Below are 18,872 nucleotides of genomic sequence, written 5' to 3' on the forward strand. Positions count from 1 at the left end.
CTCAATGTAAAGCTTGGAAGGCATCTTCTAAAGCTTGGCGAAGAAGTTGCCGGTCATGGCGGTATCCTACGTCGCTGGCATCCAGCGGGCGCTGGAGACGTAATCGCTGTGTAATACCGCTAGTATCTGCTGTGGGACCTAAAATAACCCCATCAATGACCCGACGGCCAATAGCGCTCTCAATTAACGTCAGCTTTTCAGCAACCAATAGATGTCCTGCGGGACTGAGCTCAGTGCCTAAATTATCGACGAATAACATTTTGGCTTGAGTCCGACGCAGCGCTTGGCTGAGTTCTTTAACCAAAATGACCGGCATGATACTGGTATAGAAACTACCAGGCCCCATAATAATCAAGTCTGCATCCCTAATAGCTTCTATGGCTTCTCTTGTTGCTTTAACCGGGACAGATAGGTCTAAACTACTCGGCCACTCCTTCATGGCATCGATCTCGGTTTCCCCATGAATCAAGGTACCGCGAGCATCGGTTGCAACCAGGTCGACCGGTTGTTCTGACATCGGGATGAGGAAAGCATCGACCTTTAATACGTTTCGAATAAGATTGATGGCCTCCAGCGGGCGTACACTCAAATTATCGAGGGCCCGCAGCATTAAATTTCCTAGATTATGTCCTGCTAATTCACCTTGTCCCGAGAAACGGTATTCGAACATAGCAGAGGCCACACTGGGCTGCGTAATGAGCTGATTCAAGCAGTTACGCGTATCACCCCACGCAATGCCTCCCTCTGAACGACGAATACGACCCGTCGAGCCTCCATTATCAGTAGTGGTAACAATACCGGTAAGGCGCGAACCGAGAGATGAGAGCGAGGACATTACGCGTCCTAAGCCATGACCACCGCCGATGGCGACGACTCGGTCCAGATCTGCTAGGGTTCGGTTCATTAGGGGCATCATCCTTAAAGGTGTGAGTTCTTCGGTTATTACAGTTGGGTATTATCTTATGTTCTCAATATATTGCCTATGAGAAATTAAAATTTTGAGAGAATTTCTGGGCTAAACATGACACCTATTCCTATTCGAGCTAGGATGAAGTGATAACTTCTCCAATTTATTTTGTAGTGTGACTGTTTGGTGGAGGCCTATTTTCTTGTATCACTTTTGACGAGGTACCTATTTGTCCGCCTTGACCGATACCTTTCAACGCAAATTTTACTACTTACGGCTATCGGTCACAGATATCTGTAATTTTCGTTGCACCTATTGTTTACCTGATGGTTATCGTCCCCAAAAAGGGAGAGAAGCTTTCTTATCTATCGACGAAATCACTCGGGTGGCCCAAGCCTTCGGTCAATTAGGGACGACGAAAATACGCTTAACAGGCGGTGAACCCTCAATGCGCCGCGATTTCAGCGATATCATTGCAGCCATTCATCAGCAACCTGCAATACAACAGATTGCCATGACAACTAATGGTTACCGCTTAGCGAAAGAGGCAGCAAACTGGCGAGCGGCAGGGTTAACTGCGGTTAACGTCAGTCTCGATAGCCTAGATGCGCGTCAGTTTTATCAAATTACTGGTCAGAATAAATTCACTGAGGTCATGGCTGGAATCGATGCCAGTCTGGAAGCGGGATTCCCGGTAGTTAAAATAAATGTTGTATTGATGAAACACTTAACCCAACAGCTTCCCGAATTCCTCGCGTGGATTAAGTACCGTCCTCTTCAGCTCCGCTTTATCGAATTAATGGAAACGGGAGAGGGGAGTGATCACTTCTCTAAGCATCATCTATCCGGTAAACATCTGCGTCACCAATTAGTGGAACAAGGTTGGCAAATCGTTGCCCGATCGCCAGAAGCAGGACCAGCCCAAATCTTTAGTCATCCGGATTATCAAGGCCAGATTGGCTTAATCATGCCTTATGATAAAGATTTTTGTGATAGCTGTAATCGACTCCGGGTCTCGGCTGTTGGTAAACTACATTTGTGTTTATTTGGTGATCAAGGGATTGAACTGCGCGATCTATTACAGGCTGACAGTCAACAATCGTTGCTAGCAGCACGAATTCAGTCGAGCTTACTACAAAAGAAACAGACACATTTTCTCCATCAAGGGATGACAGGCATGGCACGTAATCTCTCTTATATAGGTGGTTAAGGCGAGGAGCTGAAATGGAAAATCCACAAGCAAAAACATCTTCTCTGAACGTTGCTGTGTTGACGATCTCGAACCATCGTAATGATAAAAATGATACCTCTGGCGACTACTTGCAACAGGCAGTGGAAGGTGCTGGTCATCACGTTGTTGAGCGAACCATTTGCCCTGACAACCGCTATGCTATTCGAGCCATAGTCTCACAAGCGATTGCCAGTCAACATATTCAAGTAGTACTCATTAATGGAGGGACGGGGTTTCATGAACAAAACGCCACGCCCGAGGCGATAATCCCGTTATTCGATAAGGAAATTACTGGCTTTGGCGAGCTCTTTAGAATGTTCTCCTTTGAACAGATCCAGCAGGCAACCTTGCAATCTCGTGCGGTGGCTGGCTTAGCTAACCATACGGTGATTTTTGCGTTTCCTGGGTCCACTTCAGCCTGTGAATTGGCATGGGATCAGATCATTGAGGCGCAACTCGATATCAACACCAAACCTTGTAATTTCGTCTCACAACTTAAGAAAATCGCGAAATGAAGCAATTATCTCACCTCAATCATGCGGGCGAGGCGAATATGGTGGATGTTAGCGATAAAGCGCTCACATCCCGTCACGCCCGTGCTGAAGCCTATCTCTCATTAGATAAACTTACGCTGCAATTGATTACTGAAGGCAAACATCCTAAAGGCGATGTCTTTGCCGTTGCACGGATCGCGGGAATTCAGGCGGCGAAAAAGACGTGGGATCTCATCCCATTATGCCATCCCTTAATGCTAACTAAAGTTGAAGTACTGTTAACCCCTCAGTGGGATCCTTGTCGTATCCATATCCAAACTTTTTGCAAGCTGAGTGGCCAAACTGGCGTAGAGATGGAAGCGCTGACAGCGGCATCGGTCACTGCATTGACCTTATATGATATGTGCAAAGCTGTGCAGAAAGACATGGTAATTGAATGTATCCGGCTGGTGGAAAAGCAGGGGGGGAAATCCGGTGACTATCAGAGAAGTTGGGATGATTAACGTCCTTTTTTTTGCGCAGACGCGTGAACTGGTTGAGTGTGAAAAGCTTACGCTAGCGGCTGATTTCGATAATGTTGAACAACTTCGCGCCGCCCTAATTGAACGCGGTAAACGCTGGCAGTTAGCACTGGCCGATGGACGATTGCTGGTTGCAGTAAACCAAGAGATTTGCGATTTTTCACATCCTCTAGGGCCAGGTGATGAGGTGGCATTTTTTCCACCGGTGACGGGAGGGTAACGATGCATGCGTTAACCCGTATTGAGATCGCTACCGCTCCATTTTCTATTGATGATGAGTATCGACTTGCCGCTAGCCAACATCAAGATGGCGCTATCGTCTCTTTTGTGGGCAAAGTGCGTGATCTGAACCAAGGCCACGCAGTGAATCAACTGACCTTAGAGCATTATCCGGGGATGACTGAGCGGGTGTTGAAAAGTCTGGCGGATCAAGCTAGAGAGCGCTTTGCAGTGAATAACATCACTATCATTCACCGCGTCGGGACCTTCGCTTTAGGAGAAGAAATTGTATTGGTGATGGTGAGCGCAGTTCACCGGCATGCAGCCTTTCTCGCAACAGAATTTATTATGGACTTACTGAAAAGCCAAGCCCCTTTTTGGAAACGTGAAAAGACAGAAACGGGGGAGAGGTGGTTATCTCCCTCAGTGCAAGACAGTTCCGCTGCAGAAAAATGGACAAATAAGGAATTATAAGTGTGACTCGATCGACTATTGTTAAGATGACTACGTCGAGTGTTTTAGCGTTACTGCTCGCAAGCTGTGCATCAGAAAAACCTAAAGCCCCGGTACGACCAAAAGTTAGCGTAACGACTCAAGTTAAACAGCTGCTACCGAGCTATGTCACGAATAAAACGCAGTGGTCTGAAGATATCTACCAAGCATTTTTACATCAACAGCTCGATGCCGATGTCTCGAACCTGTGTGCAGTCATTGCTGTGGCGGGCCAAGAGACTAATTTTAATGCCAATGCGCCGGTGAAAGGACTACCGCAGATTGCTTGGCAGGAGATTTATCGTCGAGCTGGCTCACTGCACATTCCTGAATTCGTAGTACGCACTGCATTGAAAATTCCCTCGACGAATGGCAAAAGCTACACAGAGCGGTTAGATACAGTACGCAGTGAACGTGAACTAAGCGATATTTTTGACGACTTAATCGATTCCGTCCCGCTAGGCCAGCGGTTATTTGGTCGCTTCAACCCGATTCACACAGGGGGACCGATGCAGGTAAGTATCGCCTTTGCAGAACAGCATGCAGAGAATTATCCCTATAACGTCGAGAAAACTATTCGTAAAGAAGTACTCACCCAGCGCGGTGGTATCTACTTTGGTACACTACATCTGCTCGGCTATCCCACCCATTATTCAGTGCCTTTATACCGTTTTGCCGACTATAATGCAGGGTGGTATGCCAGTCGTAATGCTGCTTTTCAAGCCGCAGTCTCCTATTTGAGCGGACAAAAATTGGCATTAGATGGTGATTTAATTCAATATCAGAGTGATGCACCGAGCCGTACTGAGTTGGCGATTAGGTCTATCCGCTCTACACTGCAACTGAGCGATTCAGCGATTCACCAACAGTTATCACAAGGAGAATCACTGGAATTTGAACAAAGCCAGCTGTGGAAAAGGGTCTTTTCTGCAGCCGATAAAAAACGGGGACAGGCTTGGCCACACGAGCGATTACCGGGTATCGCGTTAGAAAGCCCTAAAATTTCTCGTAATTTGACTACCGCGTGGTTTGCACAACGCGTAAACCAACGTTATCAACACTGTTTACTTCAAGCTAGGGAGGAGTAATGGAAAATTATCAACGTCCTTCGTCGTTAGGACACACCTCGTCGGGCAGTCGCGTGCAAGCGTACATGACCCAAGTTTATGGTTGGATGACTACTGGCCTGCTATTAACGGCGTTTGTCAGTTGGTTTGCTGCAAGAACACCTGCAGTAATGGAAGCGATCTTCTCCAGTCGTATTACCTTCTTTGGGTTAATCATTGCTCAGCTTGCGGTAGTCTTCGTACTGTCAGGCATGGTGCATAAGATGAGTGCGGCTCTGGCCACAGGCCTCTTTATGCTGTATTCAGTATTAACTGGTTTAACGATGGCCAGTATCTTTCTCGCCTTCACTTATTCCTCTATTGCCAGCACCTTTGTGGTGACAGCGGCGATGTTTGGTGCGATGACCGTCTATGGTGCGGTAACGAAACGAGACCTCAGCAAGTTGGGCAGCTTACTGTTTATGGCATTGATTGGTATATTAATCGCTTCATTGGTCAATTATTGGCTTAAAAGTACCGCTTTGATGTGGGCGATTACCTATATTGGTGTGGTAGTTTTCGTCGGCTTAACGGCTTACGATACCCAAAAATTACGTCAATTGGGTGAGAATATTGATTCGTCTGATAAGGCGAATTTCCGTCGTTACAGTATCATTGGTGCACTCACCCTATACTTAGATTTCATCAACCTTTTCATGATGTTACTAAGGATTTTTGGTGACAGACGTTAGTTAAACAGCAGAAGATCGTGAATAGAGGGGATTTTCCCCTCTTTTTTTTGTGTAAAAAAACAGCAGATATTTCTTAAGTTCGAATACCTGAAAAGCTAAGGTTTATTTTAAATTATTGTTTGTAGTGGATTTTTATAAAAAATAATAGCTTTCTGGGTGTTTTTTAATCGACGTAAAGTGTTTTATTATATTGTTCTAATTAATCTATCTATTCAGCTTTTTTGTAGTATTTCATACTGATTAATCTCTGGCTTTAAAACAAAATATGATATTTCTCCTCGTTTGTGGCAGACTGAGGCCGTCTTCTTAAGGAATTATCTGAAGAAACATCGATCTTATCACAATTGCAGTATTGCGTTGTGGTCAGCCGATTTATTTCGATTACTCTCGGAAGACAATTACTGGCGTTTGGGTGTTTTACTCTACCGCGAGTATTACTAGGAGATAACTATGAAATGGTCTAACCGTGTTCAGATTGTCACTGGGCAAACGTGTTTTCATATCGCGATGCATTTAACCATCGTGGCTTCATTAGTTTGGGGTTTTAAACACAAGTTGTTAATTGAAGTCAGTGCCGGATTGGTCGCAAGTTATGTCGTTTTGCTGGTCGCTATGTTGATTACGCAAAATGTCTCGCGCTTACGCGCAGTGGGAGATTATTTAGAAGAAGCCTCCACCACTTACTATTTTGGTGCGGCGATGTTGTCACTCTTCTTATTCTCTCGTGTATTGCACAATCCGCTACTGATTTGTGGATTAGGTGTGGCGATGCTCATCGGCCCCGCACTTTTCTCATTGTTCGCCAAAGGTTCTGGCCAGCAAGTTGAGAAAAAACGCAGCTAATACCTTCAAGGCCAGTCATTCGGCTGGCCTTTTTAACATCCTCGCAGTCCTGCATAAAGTCTGATACACTTCCGGCACTTATCGCATTGTAGTTTGCGTTGAACTCTCTCAATTTAGTGACATTGTCCCCCCTGAAAACTGCACCGTGAATAGACGGTCAGGGCGTCTCTGGAGCAATACCCCATGACTTTCGATTCACTCGGTTTACAAGCCGAGATTTTGCGTGCTGTTAACGAACAGGGCTATACCACCCCTACGCCAATCCAACAACAAGCGATCCCTATCGTTTTAGCGGGGGATGACTTATTAGCCAGTGCACAAACTGGTACGGGTAAAACGGCTGGGTTTACCTTGCCACTGTTGCACCGTCTTGCCGCAAACGAAAAGCCTATTAATGGCCGCAGACCTGTACGAGCGTTAATTTTAACTCCGACTCGTGAACTGGCCGCGCAAGTCGGTGAGAACGTTCAAAGTTACAGCCGTTATCTCAAATTACGGTCTCTGGTCGTATTCGGTGGCGTCAGTATTAATCCACAAATGATGAAATTACGTGGTGGTGTTGACGTACTGGTCGCCACACCAGGGCGATTACTCGATCTCGTGCAGCAAAATGCGGTGCAATTATCGAATATCGAAATTTTAGTGCTGGATGAAGCCGACCGCATGTTAGACATGGGCTTTATCCATGATATCCGTCGTATCCTAGCTAAATTACCGGCTCGTCGTCAGAACTTACTGTTCTCGGCGACCTTCTCTGACGAGATCAAAGCACTGGCGGAAAAGTTACTAGATCGACCAAAATTAGTCGAGGTGGCTCGCCGTAATACCGCTTCCGAACAAGTATCTCAACAGGTGCATTTCGTTGATAAGAAGCGTAAGCGTGAATTGCTTTCTTATTTAATCGGTAAGGAAAATTGGCAGCAGGTATTAGTCTTCACCCGTACCAAGCACGGTGCTAACCACCTTGCAGAGCAGCTCAATAAAGATGGGATTACGGCAGCTGCGATTCACGGTAACAAAAGCCAAGGTGCGCGCACGCGTGCGCTTGAGCATTTTAAAACCGGTGAAGTGCGGGTGTTAGTCGCGACCGATATTGCGGCACGTGGCATCGATATTGAAGAATTGCCTCACGTCGTGAACTACGAGCTTCCTAATGTGGCGGAAGATTATGTGCACCGTATTGGTCGTACTGGCCGTGCAGCGGCCAGTGGTTCTGCATTGTCACTGGTCTGTGTAGATGAACACAAATTATTGCGCGATATCGAAAAGCTATTGAAAAAAGAGATCCCTCGTCTAGCTATTGCAGGCTACGAGCCGGATCCATCTATTAAAGCTGAGCCGATTCAAAACGGACGTCAAGGCGGACGTGGTGCCGGTCGCGGCGGACGCTCTGATCATAATGGCTCGCGCGGACAGGGCCGTCCTCAAGGACAAAACAGCCCACGCCCTCGTGCACGCAATGGAGCTTCTGCGTCAACAAAGCCTGCCGCGAAGAAACCGCAGGGTAATCGTTAGTTCTATGCGTGTATTGTTAGCACCAATGGAAGGTGTGCTGGATGCCTTAGTCAGGGAGCTCCTGACTAAGGTCAACGACTACGATCTCTGTGTTACAGAGTTTTTACGTGTCGTTGACCAGTTACTACCCAAAAAATCGTTTTATCGTTTATGTCCAGAATTAGCACATCAGAGCCGTACGCCAACCGGGACTTTGGTTAGGATTCAGTTACTAGGTCAGCACCCACAGTGGTTAGCTGAAAATGCTCATCGCGCAGTAGAGTTAGGATCTTGGGGCGTTGATCTAAATTGTGGTTGCCCTTCTAAAACAGTTAATGGAAGTGGCGGTGGAGCCTCGTTATTGAAAGATCCTGAACTTATTTATCATGCAGCGAAAGCGATGCGTCAAGCCGTGCCTGCGGCACTTCCTGTGACCGTTAAAGTTCGCTTAGGGTGGGACTCCATCGATCACAGTAATGAGATTGCCGATGCGGTAGAGCAGGCTGGGGCCACGGAAATCGTTATTCATGGACGCACGAAACAGGATGGCTACCGTGCAGAGGCGATTAACTGGCCGGCGATAGCTGCTATTAGGGAGCGGCTGACGATTCCTGTGATCGCGAATGGCGAAATTTGGGATTGGCAATCGGCTCAAGCTTGTTTGGCTACGACGGGCTGTAATGATTTGATGGTCGGTAGGGGCGCACTCCATATTCCTAACCTGAGCAAGATGATCAAATATAATCATCCGGCAATGCCGTGGCCAGAAGTGGTGGCGCTATTGGAGGATTATTGTCATCTTGAAAAACAGGGTGATACTGGAATGTACCACGTTGCGCGGATCAAACAATGGTTAGGCTATTTGCGAAAATCTTACTTTCAAGCGGATGAGCTATTCAGTCAAATCCGTCCGATGACTCACTCTGCCCTGATTGCCAAAGCGATTAACAAAGAGTTAATAAAATTAACCTAATACCAACCTTGCGAAGCCATCTCCTCTAACTGATATGCTATGCTGAGGATATTCCTCTTTTTATCTTGGTATGTGTATGCCTCAGCACAGTGAACCAACACGTGGTCAATTAAATAAACGTATTTTGTCGGTAATGATCTTTACCTTTTTCTGTTACCTTTCAGTCGGCCTCCCTCTTGCAGTCTTACCCGGTTTTGTTCATCACCAACTTGGTTATTCACCTTTCATTGCCGGGCTGATTATCAGTCTTCAATATTTCTCAACGTTAATCAGTCGTCCGCAAAGTGGCAGACTAGCTGATCATTTTGGCCCCAAAAAAGTGGTGATGTTAGGGATGGTACTCTGTGGGCTGAGTGGGGCGATGACACTAATAGCTGCATTATTCGTAAGTCATCCGATAATAAGTTTACTACTGCTTGCTGTAAGTCGTATCTGTTTGGGAATTGGGGAAAGTTTCAGTAGTACTGGTGCTACTTTATGGGGAATGAATCTCGTTGGCTCTGTTCATACTGCACGGGTAATTTCGTGGAACGGCGTAGCCACTTATTTCGCGATGGCTGTCGGGGCACCGTTCGGCGTTATGCTGAACCAGTGGTTTGGTATTAGTGGCTTCGCGGGATTAATTACTTTAATGGGAATAGTCGGTTTTTTTGTGGCGCGTAGCAAAGCCAGTATCACCATTTCTCTCACCGCACCACGCTTACCCTTTCGTCAAGTATTGGGTCTGGTTAGTCCTTATGGGTTAGGTCTAGCCTTAGGCACACTGGGTTTCGGGGTGATTGCGACCTTTATCACTCTCTATTTTTCCAGCCGAGGTTGGCAGGGCGCTGCGATGACACTTAGCCTATATAGCTTAGGTTTTGTTTTATCGCGCTTCTTATTTAGTCATATGATTACCCGTTTAGGGGGACTCACCGTTTCTTTAGGTTGTCTCGTGACTGAAGCTATCGGTCTATTTATGCTGTGGCATGCAGAAAGCGTTCTTTGGGCTGACGTTGGAGCATTGCTGACTGGTGCAGGTTTTTCATTAGTCTTTCCCGCCTTGGGCGTCGAAGCCGTCCGTCGAGTAAGCGAGCAAAGCAAAGGATCAGCGCTGGGAACTTATTCCGCATTCTTAGATTTAGCGCTAGGATTAACCGGACCTGTGGCGGGTTTACTAATGAATCAGAGTGGGATTCGATCAATCTATTTGGCTGCAGCGATTATGGTCTGTTTAGGGGCAGTACTTGTGGCAACATTACTTTATAAAGGCCGTAGGCAAATAGAGCGTACACAGTAGGGCAAATCGGCCATAACGGGAGTTATGGCCAATGAAAAGATTACTCTTCAACCGGAGGTGGCTGAGTTACTGCATCACTCGCCCCTTGAGCGGAGAAAGTTGAATCTGGTGCTTCAGTAGGTTGTGCATCGCTTTGCTCAGCGACCGGTTGCGGGGTATTGGCATGAGCTTCTGCTACGCCATTTACTTTCACCGGCATACCTGAACGGTTTTTTAGCGCTTGATTGACCACATCTTGATTGACGCTTGAATCGGAAAGCACTTTACTTACTGATTCAGTCAGAGAAATTGGTACGACAGCATTACTACTGAATTGCTCTTCAGTCGTCGAGAGGGGGTTATGCACTTCAAGATAACGTGATCCATCCGCTTCAACGGAAGCCTTAACGGGTTGGTTAACAAATTGAACACGCGTTCCGACCGGTACATGCTCAAATAACCACTTGATATCATCTCCGCGAAGACGAACACAGCCGTGACTTACCCGTAGACCGATTCCGAAATCCGCATTGGTTCCATGGATGGCATACATTTTACCGATATAGAGTGCATAAAGTCCCATAGGATTATCGGGTCCTGCAGGGAAGATGGTCGGTAAATTTTTACCGTCATCAGCATATTCGCTATGCATTTTTGCCGTTGGCGTCCACGTTGGGTTAGGGCGTTTGCTCTCTACCTTGGTCACCCAGTTTAGCGGCGTATCTTTACCTAGCTGACCGATACCAATAGGCAGCACAACAACGGTATGCCCCCCTTTTGGATAGTAATACAGACGCATTTCAGCACTGTTAATCACAATCCCTTCACGTGGCGCATCAGGTAAAATCAGTTGTTGAGGGATGATCAGTTTAGAGCCGGCTTTAGGTAGATAAACATCGATACCCGGGTTGGCTTCTAAAATATTGCTTAGTCCCATCTCATATTGTGCAGCAAAAGCTTCCAACGGTAGTCTGCTGTCAGTAGGGATAGAAACTTCAAGGTTCTCACCAGTAATACTACTGTTGGCTGCCGGAAGTGGATATACCACCGCGTGTGCAGTCTGAGAAAAGGCTGCAATGGTCATGGCAGCAGAAATCAACGCGCGGATGCTCTTTTTCATAGAATGTATGGCTTAAACCTGATTAACGGTAGTGTGAACAAGGTAATAGGCTGAATTCACGTCAGCCTTATGCCTAGTATAGGTGTAGACGAGATGAATGAACATCTGCTTTTTAATTTCAGTGAAAGATTCTGATATTTCTGGTTTCTCTAATCAGTATTGCGATTTCTAAACCACTGAATCAACTTCCACGCTCCCCAAAGCACCAATACTGCGACAACTACCCAGAATAGCGGTTCAAGATAGCCTTCAATACGGTTAAGCCACGGAGTGATAATTTTCCCCGCATAAAAGCCGAGGCTCGCAAATATCCCCGCCCAGAGCGCAGCACCGATCACATTGAGCAAGACGAATAGCCAAGGATGTAACCCACTTGATCCAATAATGATTGGCCCAATGATACGAAAGCCGTACATAAATCTTGCCCCAATCACGAATAGGGCAGGATGTCGGTGAATGAGGGTATTTGCCTTATCAATTTTACTTTGCTGCTTCTCGAAGCGGGTCAAGAATTTGGTACCATAGCGCCAACCTAGAAAGAACAGAATCTGGTCACCAATTATTCCGCCTAGCATGGCGGCAGCAATCACCCAATAGAGGTGCAGTAACCCTTCGTGTGCGGCAATACCCCCTAGCAGAACAAAGGTTTCACCTTCAGCCATACAGCCAATGATTAGCGCGAGATAACCATAATGTGAGATGAGAGAATGAATATCGATAGACAAAATAGGGCCCTGAAGTAAGTAAATGTTCGTTTTATCATCAAGAGTGTAATCTTTCTGGAAAATAACATTGAGTTGACAGATTTTTTTACAAATACCAGGCCAAATCCGTAAACAGACTTAGCTTTTTCTAACTCTACACGCGTATGATGCTGTCGCCAGCTTTTTGCCCTTTTGGGTGGAAGGCAGCCTGTATCCTGTACAGAAGATTGACTTTGACAATATTAGACGAAAAATGCCAGTAAAACGCCACCATTGTATCCTAGCTCTCCTGTTATGTTGTTGTTTTTCCGTGTCAGCGAAAGTGACTCCGGCTAAGTATAGTGCAAGCCAAGAGAATCGATTAGTTCAACCGCCGATAGCCTCGGGTAGCGCCTTGGTCGTTGACCTTACGACCAATAAAGTGATTTTTTCACTCCACCCAGACCGAGTTAGGCCTATCGCCTCGATCACCAAACTGATGACGGTAATGGTGGCCTTGGATGCTAAACAGCCATTGAATGAGATGTTACCCGTGGATATTCATCAAACCGCGGAGATGCGTGGCGTATTTTCGCGAGTTAAAGTTAATAGCCATATTAGTCGTAGAGACATGATGTTACTTGCATTGATGTCCTCTGAAAACCGTGCGGCAGCAAGCTTAGCAGCGAACTACAAAGGCGGCTATAACGCTTTCATTCAAGCGATGAATGCTAAGGCTCGTGCTCTGGGGATGTATCATACCCACTATGTTGAGCCGACCGGACTGTCTATCCATAACGTTTCTGATGCCGAGGATTTAGTTAAATTACTTAAAGCAACTCGTGCCTATCCTCTCATCGGACAATTGAGTACGACTCAAGAAACCACTGCTTCTTTCCAAAACCCGCGTTACAACCTACCCTTTCGTAATACAAACCACTTGATTTATAACAAGAATTGGCAAATAGCCCTTACCAAGACAGGTTATACCGATGAGGCAGGACATTGTTTAGCGATGCGTACCCTAATAAATGGCCGACCCGTAGCATTGGTGGTACTCGATGCATTTGGTAAATATACCCATTTTGCTGATGCCAATCGAATTCGTAGTTGGTTAGAAACGGGTAAAGCGGCACCGGTACCGGCTGCTGCATTAGCCTACAGAGCCGCGGCCAAATAGCCGTACGCCGTTTTAAGCTACCGTCTGATAGGCAGATTTTTGACAACTCCCTATACTTAATGACAGCGATAGGGAAGGAATTTAGGAATGTGTATGAGTCGTTCACAAAAAGTCATCTTGACGCTCTGTATGCTCTTTACCTTGGCGGTACCGATGAGTTCGGTATTTGCTGAGGATAGCGCTGATTCAAGCAGTGAGACCACGGCACCTAAAGTAAATGCTGCGGTTGAACTGCCGAAGATGCAAGTTATCCTCGACAAAATTAAGGGACAAGTCTCAAGTGCCTCTGATGAGTCGCAACTTGCCCAATTGAATGATATGGCTGTTGAGCTAGGTGAAAATGCGAGTACGCTTTCACAAAATTTAGTCCCACAGAGCCAGCAGATCGATGCGCAACTCGCAGTATTAGGCCCTGCCCCACAAGCCGGCAGTGGCGTAAAAGAGACTGCCGATGTTACGACTCAGCGCCGGCAGTTGATGGCGCAAAAAGCTCGCTTAGATGACCAAATTAAGCAAGCCAATTCGTTACAAAATGGCGCAACAGTACTGTCGTCACAGATTTTAAATTACCGTCGTGATCGGTTAAAAAATCAAGTTACGCTTAATACTGGTAGTATACTCGCCGCAAAGTTTTGGCAGCCGCTATACAATAACCCTGTCGACGGGCCAAAAATTGTTGGATTTGCCCAAGATCTTAAGCAGAGCGTACAACTATCTTTTTCTCCGGGTTACCGTTTAGGGTCGGCATTGTGGTTTCTTGCTGCGATCCTCGTAATGGTTATTGGTCGCCGTTATATGGAAGAGTTTCTGGCATGGATTAGTATTAATAAGCTCTCTGAGGGGCGATTACGACGTAGTTTTCTGGCCTGCGCGATTGCGATAACCACTCTGCTCGCCATCACACTATGTTGTAATTTCTTGGCCTTAGCTTTCGCTCGTCATCCTGATGCGGCGGATGATGTTCAGGATCTGGTATCGAGTTTAGGTATCCAAAGTCTATTAGCAGGACTGATTGCGGGCCTGGGAAGAGCGTTTCTCTCCACCCGTCGACCTAGCTGGCGTTTACCGGTAATCAATGATGAATTAGCCAAAGCACTTAAACCTTTCCCTATTGTTATCGCAACATTAGTCTTTATTTTCCAAGGGCTCGAAGCTTTTAACCGCGCCATTGAAACGAGCGTCAATACCACTATCTTTGGTAACGGGCTTACCGCTATCTTAATCGGCTTACTCTGCTTACTGATGGTAATCCGAACCCGCCGTATTCGTCGCAAATTAGCACTTAATGGCCATGAGGTTGAACGGTCACGTATTGCTGGCTTAGTCGATATTGCTCTGATCTTAACGGGCATCACTATCCTAATCTGTCTAGTGATTGGGTATGTTGGACTCGCACGTTATTTAAGTTACGAAGTCATTTGGGTGGGGATCCTCTTAAGTACTTTTTATTTTCTTAATGCCTTAGTCATTGATGGTTGCCAAGTCTTATTTTCAACCAATAGCGCGCCAGGTAAATTGGTAACACGTTCCTTAAATCTGAACGAGAAGACGTTACTGCAACTAGGTAGCCTCTTTTCAGGGTTATTAAAATCGGCATTAATTATTATGCTGATTCTATTGTTAATGAACGGTACGATTTCCTCCTCCAGTCCGGGTGAAATCCTGAGTCGTATTATTGATTTCTTTGCGGGGCGTGGTTTAGAGAAACTGAATTTAATTCCCTCGCATATCGTGATGGCTCTAATAACTTTAGTGGCAGGCATCTACGTTCTGCGTTCAGTGCGTAACTGGTTGGATAACGACTTCCTTCCCCAGACTTCGATGGATGCGGGAATGCGGGTGTCGCTTGTCACCTTGTTCAGTAATATTGGCTATGTCCTGGTATTACTCATGAGCCTGTCCGCAATTGGCGTTCAGTGGAATAAGTTAGCATGGATTGTTAGTGCATTATCTGTCGGTATTGGTTTTGGCTTACAAGAGATCGTTAAAAACTTTATCTCTGGGCTAATCTTACTCACTGAACGTCCTGTTAAGGTCGGGGATTTAGTGACAATTAGTGGTATTGAAGGGGATATTCGCCGGATAAATGTGCGTGCCACTGAAATATTATTAACAGATAAGTCCACGGTAATAGTGCCAAACTCACAATTTATTTCGCAAAATGTTCGTAATGCTACCATGGGTAACGCTCAAGGGGTCGTCACGATTCCGTTAACTTTCCCATTAGATATCGATCCTGTTCAGGTAAAAGATATTTTATTAGGTGCCTTTAACGATAATGAGAAAATTTTAGACAATCCTGCCCCTTCAGTAAGTTTTAAAGACCTCTCTGCACAAGGTATTTTATTAAGTGTGACAGGAAACGTGAATTCGCAGCGATTGATTTCATCGACTCGTAGTGAATTATTGTTTGAAGTGTTGGTCAGATTACGGTCGGCGAACGTCGCTCTCTCCTCGCCACAAACTATGGTTATTGAGCAAAAAGCATCAGAACCGTCTCTTCCTGTCGACGCATCGTAAGTTAGGCTCGGGCACGGCGTTTAACGTCGTGCCTCCTATTAATTTATTTTCTCTTTTTTACAAGATTCTGACATTATCATTACTCAATCATCCTCTCCCTTTAGCGGGTTGTCGCGGGGGGTATCTCAAAGAGAGTTGTTAATGAAATCGATGTTTCCGAAGGCCATTGTCTTACCGCTAACTTTTTTCTGTGCCACCCTCTTTGCTGAGCCCATTGAACCTCAGGTTATTAATGAGACTCAACGCGACCATTTTGTCTCTGCGCTATTAAAGAAAATGACCTTAGATGAGAAAATTGGTCAGTTAAGATTGATCAGTGTTGGTCCTGAGACGCCTAAATCAACGATTAAAGAGATGATTGAAAAGGGGCAAGTAGGCGCCATCTTCAATACGGTTACACGCCCCGATATTAGGGTTATGCAAGACCAAGTGATGCAGCTTAGCCGCCTAAAAATCCCCCTGTTTTTTGCTTATGACGTGGTACATGGTCAGCGCACTATCTTCCCAATTCCTCTCGGTTTGGCCGCGAGTTGGGATACCAAAGCCGTCGCAACGGTTGGCCGTATCTCGGCGTTAGAAGCGGCGCAAGATGGTTTGAATATGACTTGGGCACCGATGGTGGATGTGAGCCATGAACCACGTTGGGGGAGAAGCTCTGAGGGATTTGGCGAAGATACTTATTTAACCTCGATAATGGGAAAAACCATGGTCGAGGCGATGCAGGGAAACAGTCCTGCTGATCGTAATTCAGTAATGACCAGCGTTAAGCATTTTGCGTTATACGGTGCGGTAGAGGGGGGCAGAGAATATAATAGTGTCGATATGAGCCCTCAACAGATGTTCCAACACTACTTACCCCCTTACCAAACAGCACTGCAAGCGGGGAGTGGTGGGGTAATGGTTTCGCTTAACGCTATTAATGGTGTACCGGCGACGGCAAACCACTGGTTACTTACTGATCTTTTACGTCATCAATGGCATTTTAAAGGGATTACCGTCAGTGACCATGGTGCGATTAAAGAACTAATCAATCACGGCGTTGCGAGCGATCCTGCCGATGCAGTACGTATAGCGATCAAGGCCGGCATTGATATGAGTATGAGCGATCAGTATTACAGCCAATATTTACCAGGATTGGTGAAAAGTGGCGCGGTAACCGTGGCAGAAGTCGATAATGCTACGCGTCATGTCCTGAATGTGAAATACGATATGGGATTATTCCGCGATGCCTACCGTCATTTAGGCCCAGTGGGAAGCGATCCTCAAGACACCAATGCGGAAGAACGTCTGCATCGAGCACAAGCAAGAGACGTCGCTGCGAAAAGCCTAGTACTGTTAAAAAACTGGCATAACGTCCTGCCCCTTAAAAAGCAGGGGACTATTGCTTTGATTGGTCCGCTGGCTGATAGCCAACGAGACATCATGGGAAGTTGGTCAGCAGCAGGGGTGGCTAAACAGTCAGTGACTTTGTTACAGGGCATGCGTGAGGCTGTCGCGAACAGAGCAACCTTACTTTATGCCCGTGGCTCAAATATCACAGATAATGCAAAGGTTCAGGCTTTTCTTAATCTTTATGAGCCAGCGGTTGTCGTTGATTCTCGAAGTGCTAAGCAGCTTCGAGATGAAGCCGTTGCGACGGCGAAAAAGGCGGATGTCGTGGTGATGGCGGTAGGGGAGTCTCAAGGTATGGCGCATGAGGCCTCAAGTCGTAGTGATATCCGTTTACCTAAGGCGCAGCGTGATCTTATTACCGCAGTCAAGGCCACCGGGAAACCCCTTATCTTGGTATTGATGAATGGCCGAGCATTAGATATTACCCAGCAAGATGGTCAAGCAGAGGGGATTTTAGAGACCTGGTTTAGCGGCACAGAAGGCGGCCATGCGATTAGCGATGTTTTATTTGGTGATGTGAACCCATCAGGCAAGCTACCGGTGACCTTCCCGCGTTCAGTTGGCCAGTTACCGCTCTATTATAATCATCTACCAACCGGACGCCCTTACGACTTTACGCATCCGAATAAATATACCTCACATTATTTTGATATTAATAATAGCCCGCTTTATCCATTCGGCTTTGGGTTGAGCTATACCACGTTTTCAGTATCACCGATTACCCTTGCTTCAATCAGCTCAGAACAGGGTGTGAAAGCAGCATCGGTGACGGTGACAAATAGTGGTAAACGCGCAGGGAGTACAATAGTGCAACTCTATTTGCACGATCCTGTGGCCAGTATTAGTCGACCCGTCAAAGAGTTGAAAGCCTTCCAAAAAATCCAGTTGCAACCAGGTGAATCGAAAACAGTGACCTTTGCACTAAGTAAGAATGATTTGGGCTTTTGGAATCAACAGATGAAGTGGGTCGTTGAACCTGGGGAGTTCGATGTAATGATTGGTACCGACTCAGTACATACCGAAACCAAGTCATTTACCTATCCCTAGAGAATATCAATATTATGAAGCTGCCTTGCGATAAGGCAGCTTTTTTTTTAGCAGGGCTGCTACACTTATGCTTCGAGCCTGTCATAAAGTGGTGAAAGTATGGAAAATATTGAGGTGATTCTGGTGGATGAACAAGATAATCCACTGGGCCAGATGGAAAAATTAGAAGCGCATCGTCAAGGTCGTCTTCATCGAGCTATCACTGTGTATATTTTTAATACTAAGCAGCAACTGATGCTGCAACAACGAGCGTTCAGTAAATATCATTGTGGCGGGCTGTGGAGTAATACATGTTGTGGTCATCCTTTCCCTAATGAGAGTACTCAGCAGGCGGCAGAACGACGTCTTAACGAAGAGATGGGATTAAAGCTATCTCTACGTAAGATTACTCAAACCTATTATAATCTACCGGTGACGGATGGTCTGGTTGAGCATGAGTTAGGCCATATTTTTACGGGGTATACCGATCAATTACCGGAGCTTAATCCAGAAGAAGCCGAAAATTTCCGTTTTGCTTCGTTGCCAGAAATTGAGCAAGCGTTAATGGCTTCGCCAGAGCAGTTTACGCCTTGGTTTAGAAAAACTTTTCCCATATTAGTAAAGCAATTTCAGGCGGGGGAGTAGTCCCCCTACGATGAGAAATTACTTACCGATGACAATTGAGTATCCCATCAGCGCCACGCCACCAATTCCTCCCAAA

The 18,872-nt window shown here is 46.1% G+C and carries 18 protein-coding genes; 15 read left to right on the forward strand and 3 right to left on the reverse strand.

Features of this window, described 5'->3' with window-relative positions; all coding sequences use genetic code 11:
* Window position 1: 1 nt before the first annotated feature.
* Window positions 2-904 (reverse strand): uridine diphosphate-N-acetylglucosamine-binding protein YvcK, encoded by a 903-nt coding sequence (gene yvcK / locus QJR74_RS05180; protein ID WP_304373503.1) that lies wholly within the window; start codon window positions 902-904, stop codon window positions 2-4.
* Between the two features lie 232 nt (window positions 905-1,136).
* Between yvcK and moaA the strand changes: the two genes are divergently transcribed.
* The 11 genes from moaA to QJR74_RS05235 all read left to right on the forward strand — a co-directional run bounded on the left by moaA (window position 1,137) and on the right by QJR74_RS05235 (window position 10,251).
* Entirely contained in the window at window positions 1,137-2,117 is a 981-nt protein-coding gene (gene moaA / locus QJR74_RS05185) for a GTP 3',8-cyclase MoaA (protein ID WP_304373504.1), read from the forward strand.
* A 14-nt stretch (window positions 2,118-2,131) separates the two neighbouring features.
* Window positions 2,132-2,653 carry a molybdenum cofactor biosynthesis protein B gene (gene moaB / locus QJR74_RS05190; protein WP_304373505.1) on the forward strand — a complete coding sequence of 174 codons (522 nt, stop codon included), beginning with the start codon at window positions 2,132-2,134 and terminating at the stop codon, window positions 2,651-2,653.
* Window positions 2,650-3,135 carry a cyclic pyranopterin monophosphate synthase MoaC gene (moaC, locus tag QJR74_RS05195; protein WP_304373506.1) on the forward strand — a complete coding sequence of 162 codons (486 nt, stop codon included), beginning with the start codon at window positions 2,650-2,652 and terminating at the stop codon, window positions 3,133-3,135. The genes moaB and moaC overlap by 4 nt, the downstream gene beginning before the upstream one ends.
* On the forward strand, window positions 3,128-3,373 hold the full coding sequence (moaD, locus tag QJR74_RS05200; RefSeq protein ID WP_304373507.1) for a molybdopterin synthase sulfur carrier subunit: 246 nt from the start codon (window positions 3,128-3,130) through the stop codon (window positions 3,371-3,373). Before moaC ends, moaD begins: the two co-directional genes overlap by 8 nt.
* A gap of 2 nt (window positions 3,374-3,375) precedes the next feature.
* Complete coding sequence (gene moaE / locus QJR74_RS05205; protein ID WP_304373508.1) at window positions 3,376-3,846, forward strand: molybdopterin synthase catalytic subunit MoaE; 471 nt, start codon at window positions 3,376-3,378, stop codon at window positions 3,844-3,846.
* Between the two features lie 26 nt (window positions 3,847-3,872).
* Complete coding sequence (locus QJR74_RS05210; protein ID WP_304373967.1) at window positions 3,873-4,952, forward strand: DUF1615 domain-containing protein; 1,080 nt, start codon at window positions 3,873-3,875, stop codon at window positions 4,950-4,952.
* Window positions 4,952-5,662 carry a Bax inhibitor-1/YccA family protein gene (locus QJR74_RS05215; protein WP_304373509.1) on the forward strand — a complete coding sequence of 237 codons (711 nt, stop codon included), beginning with the start codon at window positions 4,952-4,954 and terminating at the stop codon, window positions 5,660-5,662. The genes QJR74_RS05210 and QJR74_RS05215 overlap by 1 nt, the downstream gene beginning before the upstream one ends.
* 450 nt (window positions 5,663-6,112) lie before the next feature.
* The gene (locus QJR74_RS05220; RefSeq protein WP_304373510.1) at window positions 6,113-6,505 is read left to right on the forward strand and encodes a YbhQ family protein; all 393 of its coding nucleotides are present in this window, start codon (window positions 6,113-6,115) and stop codon (window positions 6,503-6,505) included.
* A 183-nt stretch (window positions 6,506-6,688) separates the two neighbouring features.
* Window positions 6,689-8,020, forward strand: a complete 1,332-nt coding sequence (rhlE, locus tag QJR74_RS05225) for an ATP-dependent RNA helicase RhlE (RefSeq protein WP_304373511.1) — start codon at window positions 6,689-6,691, stop codon at window positions 8,018-8,020.
* A 4-nt stretch (window positions 8,021-8,024) separates the two neighbouring features.
* A complete protein-coding gene (dusC, locus tag QJR74_RS05230) occupies window positions 8,025-8,972 on the forward strand; it encodes a tRNA dihydrouridine(16) synthase DusC (RefSeq protein WP_304373512.1) in 948 nt (315 codons plus the stop codon).
* A 76-nt stretch (window positions 8,973-9,048) separates the two neighbouring features.
* Complete coding sequence (locus QJR74_RS05235) at window positions 9,049-10,251, forward strand: MFS transporter (RefSeq protein WP_304373513.1); 1,203 nt, start codon at window positions 9,049-9,051, stop codon at window positions 10,249-10,251.
* 40 nt (window positions 10,252-10,291) lie between these two features.
* On the opposite strand, the gene QJR74_RS05240 is transcribed toward QJR74_RS05235, so the two are convergent.
* Together QJR74_RS05240 and QJR74_RS05245 are read right to left on the reverse strand one after the other, a co-directional pair.
* Entirely contained in the window at window positions 10,292-11,350 is a 1,059-nt protein-coding gene (locus QJR74_RS05240) for a L,D-transpeptidase family protein (protein WP_304373514.1), read from the reverse strand.
* Between the two features lie 149 nt (window positions 11,351-11,499).
* A complete protein-coding gene (locus QJR74_RS05245; protein WP_304373515.1) occupies window positions 11,500-12,075 on the reverse strand; it encodes a DedA family protein in 576 nt (191 codons plus the stop codon).
* Window positions 12,076-12,364: 289 nt separating this feature from the next.
* On the opposite strand from QJR74_RS05245, the gene pbpG reads away from it, so the two are divergent.
* The 4 genes from pbpG to idi all read left to right on the forward strand — a co-directional run bounded on the left by pbpG (window position 12,365) and on the right by idi (window position 18,796).
* Entirely contained in the window at window positions 12,365-13,213 is an 849-nt protein-coding gene (pbpG, locus tag QJR74_RS05250; protein WP_441007631.1) for a D-alanyl-D-alanine endopeptidase, read from the forward strand.
* 93 nt (window positions 13,214-13,306) lie between these two features.
* Window positions 13,307-15,733: a DUF3772 domain-containing protein gene (locus QJR74_RS05255; protein WP_441007632.1), complete on the forward strand. Its 2,427-nt coding sequence runs from the start codon at window positions 13,307-13,309 to the stop codon at window positions 15,731-15,733.
* 141 nt (window positions 15,734-15,874) lie between these two features.
* On the forward strand, window positions 15,875-18,172 hold the full coding sequence (bglX, locus tag QJR74_RS05260; RefSeq protein ID WP_304373517.1) for a beta-glucosidase BglX: 2,298 nt from the start codon (window positions 15,875-15,877) through the stop codon (window positions 18,170-18,172).
* Between the two features lie 99 nt (window positions 18,173-18,271).
* Window positions 18,272-18,796 carry an isopentenyl-diphosphate Delta-isomerase gene (gene idi / locus QJR74_RS05265; RefSeq protein WP_304373518.1) on the forward strand — a complete coding sequence of 175 codons (525 nt, stop codon included), beginning with the start codon at window positions 18,272-18,274 and terminating at the stop codon, window positions 18,794-18,796.
* The last annotated feature ends 76 nt before the right edge of the window (window positions 18,797-18,872 follow it).

The organism is Tatumella ptyseos (assembly GCF_030552895.1).
Classification (GTDB): Bacteria; Pseudomonadota; Gammaproteobacteria; order Enterobacterales; family Enterobacteriaceae; genus Rosenbergiella; species Rosenbergiella ptyseos_A.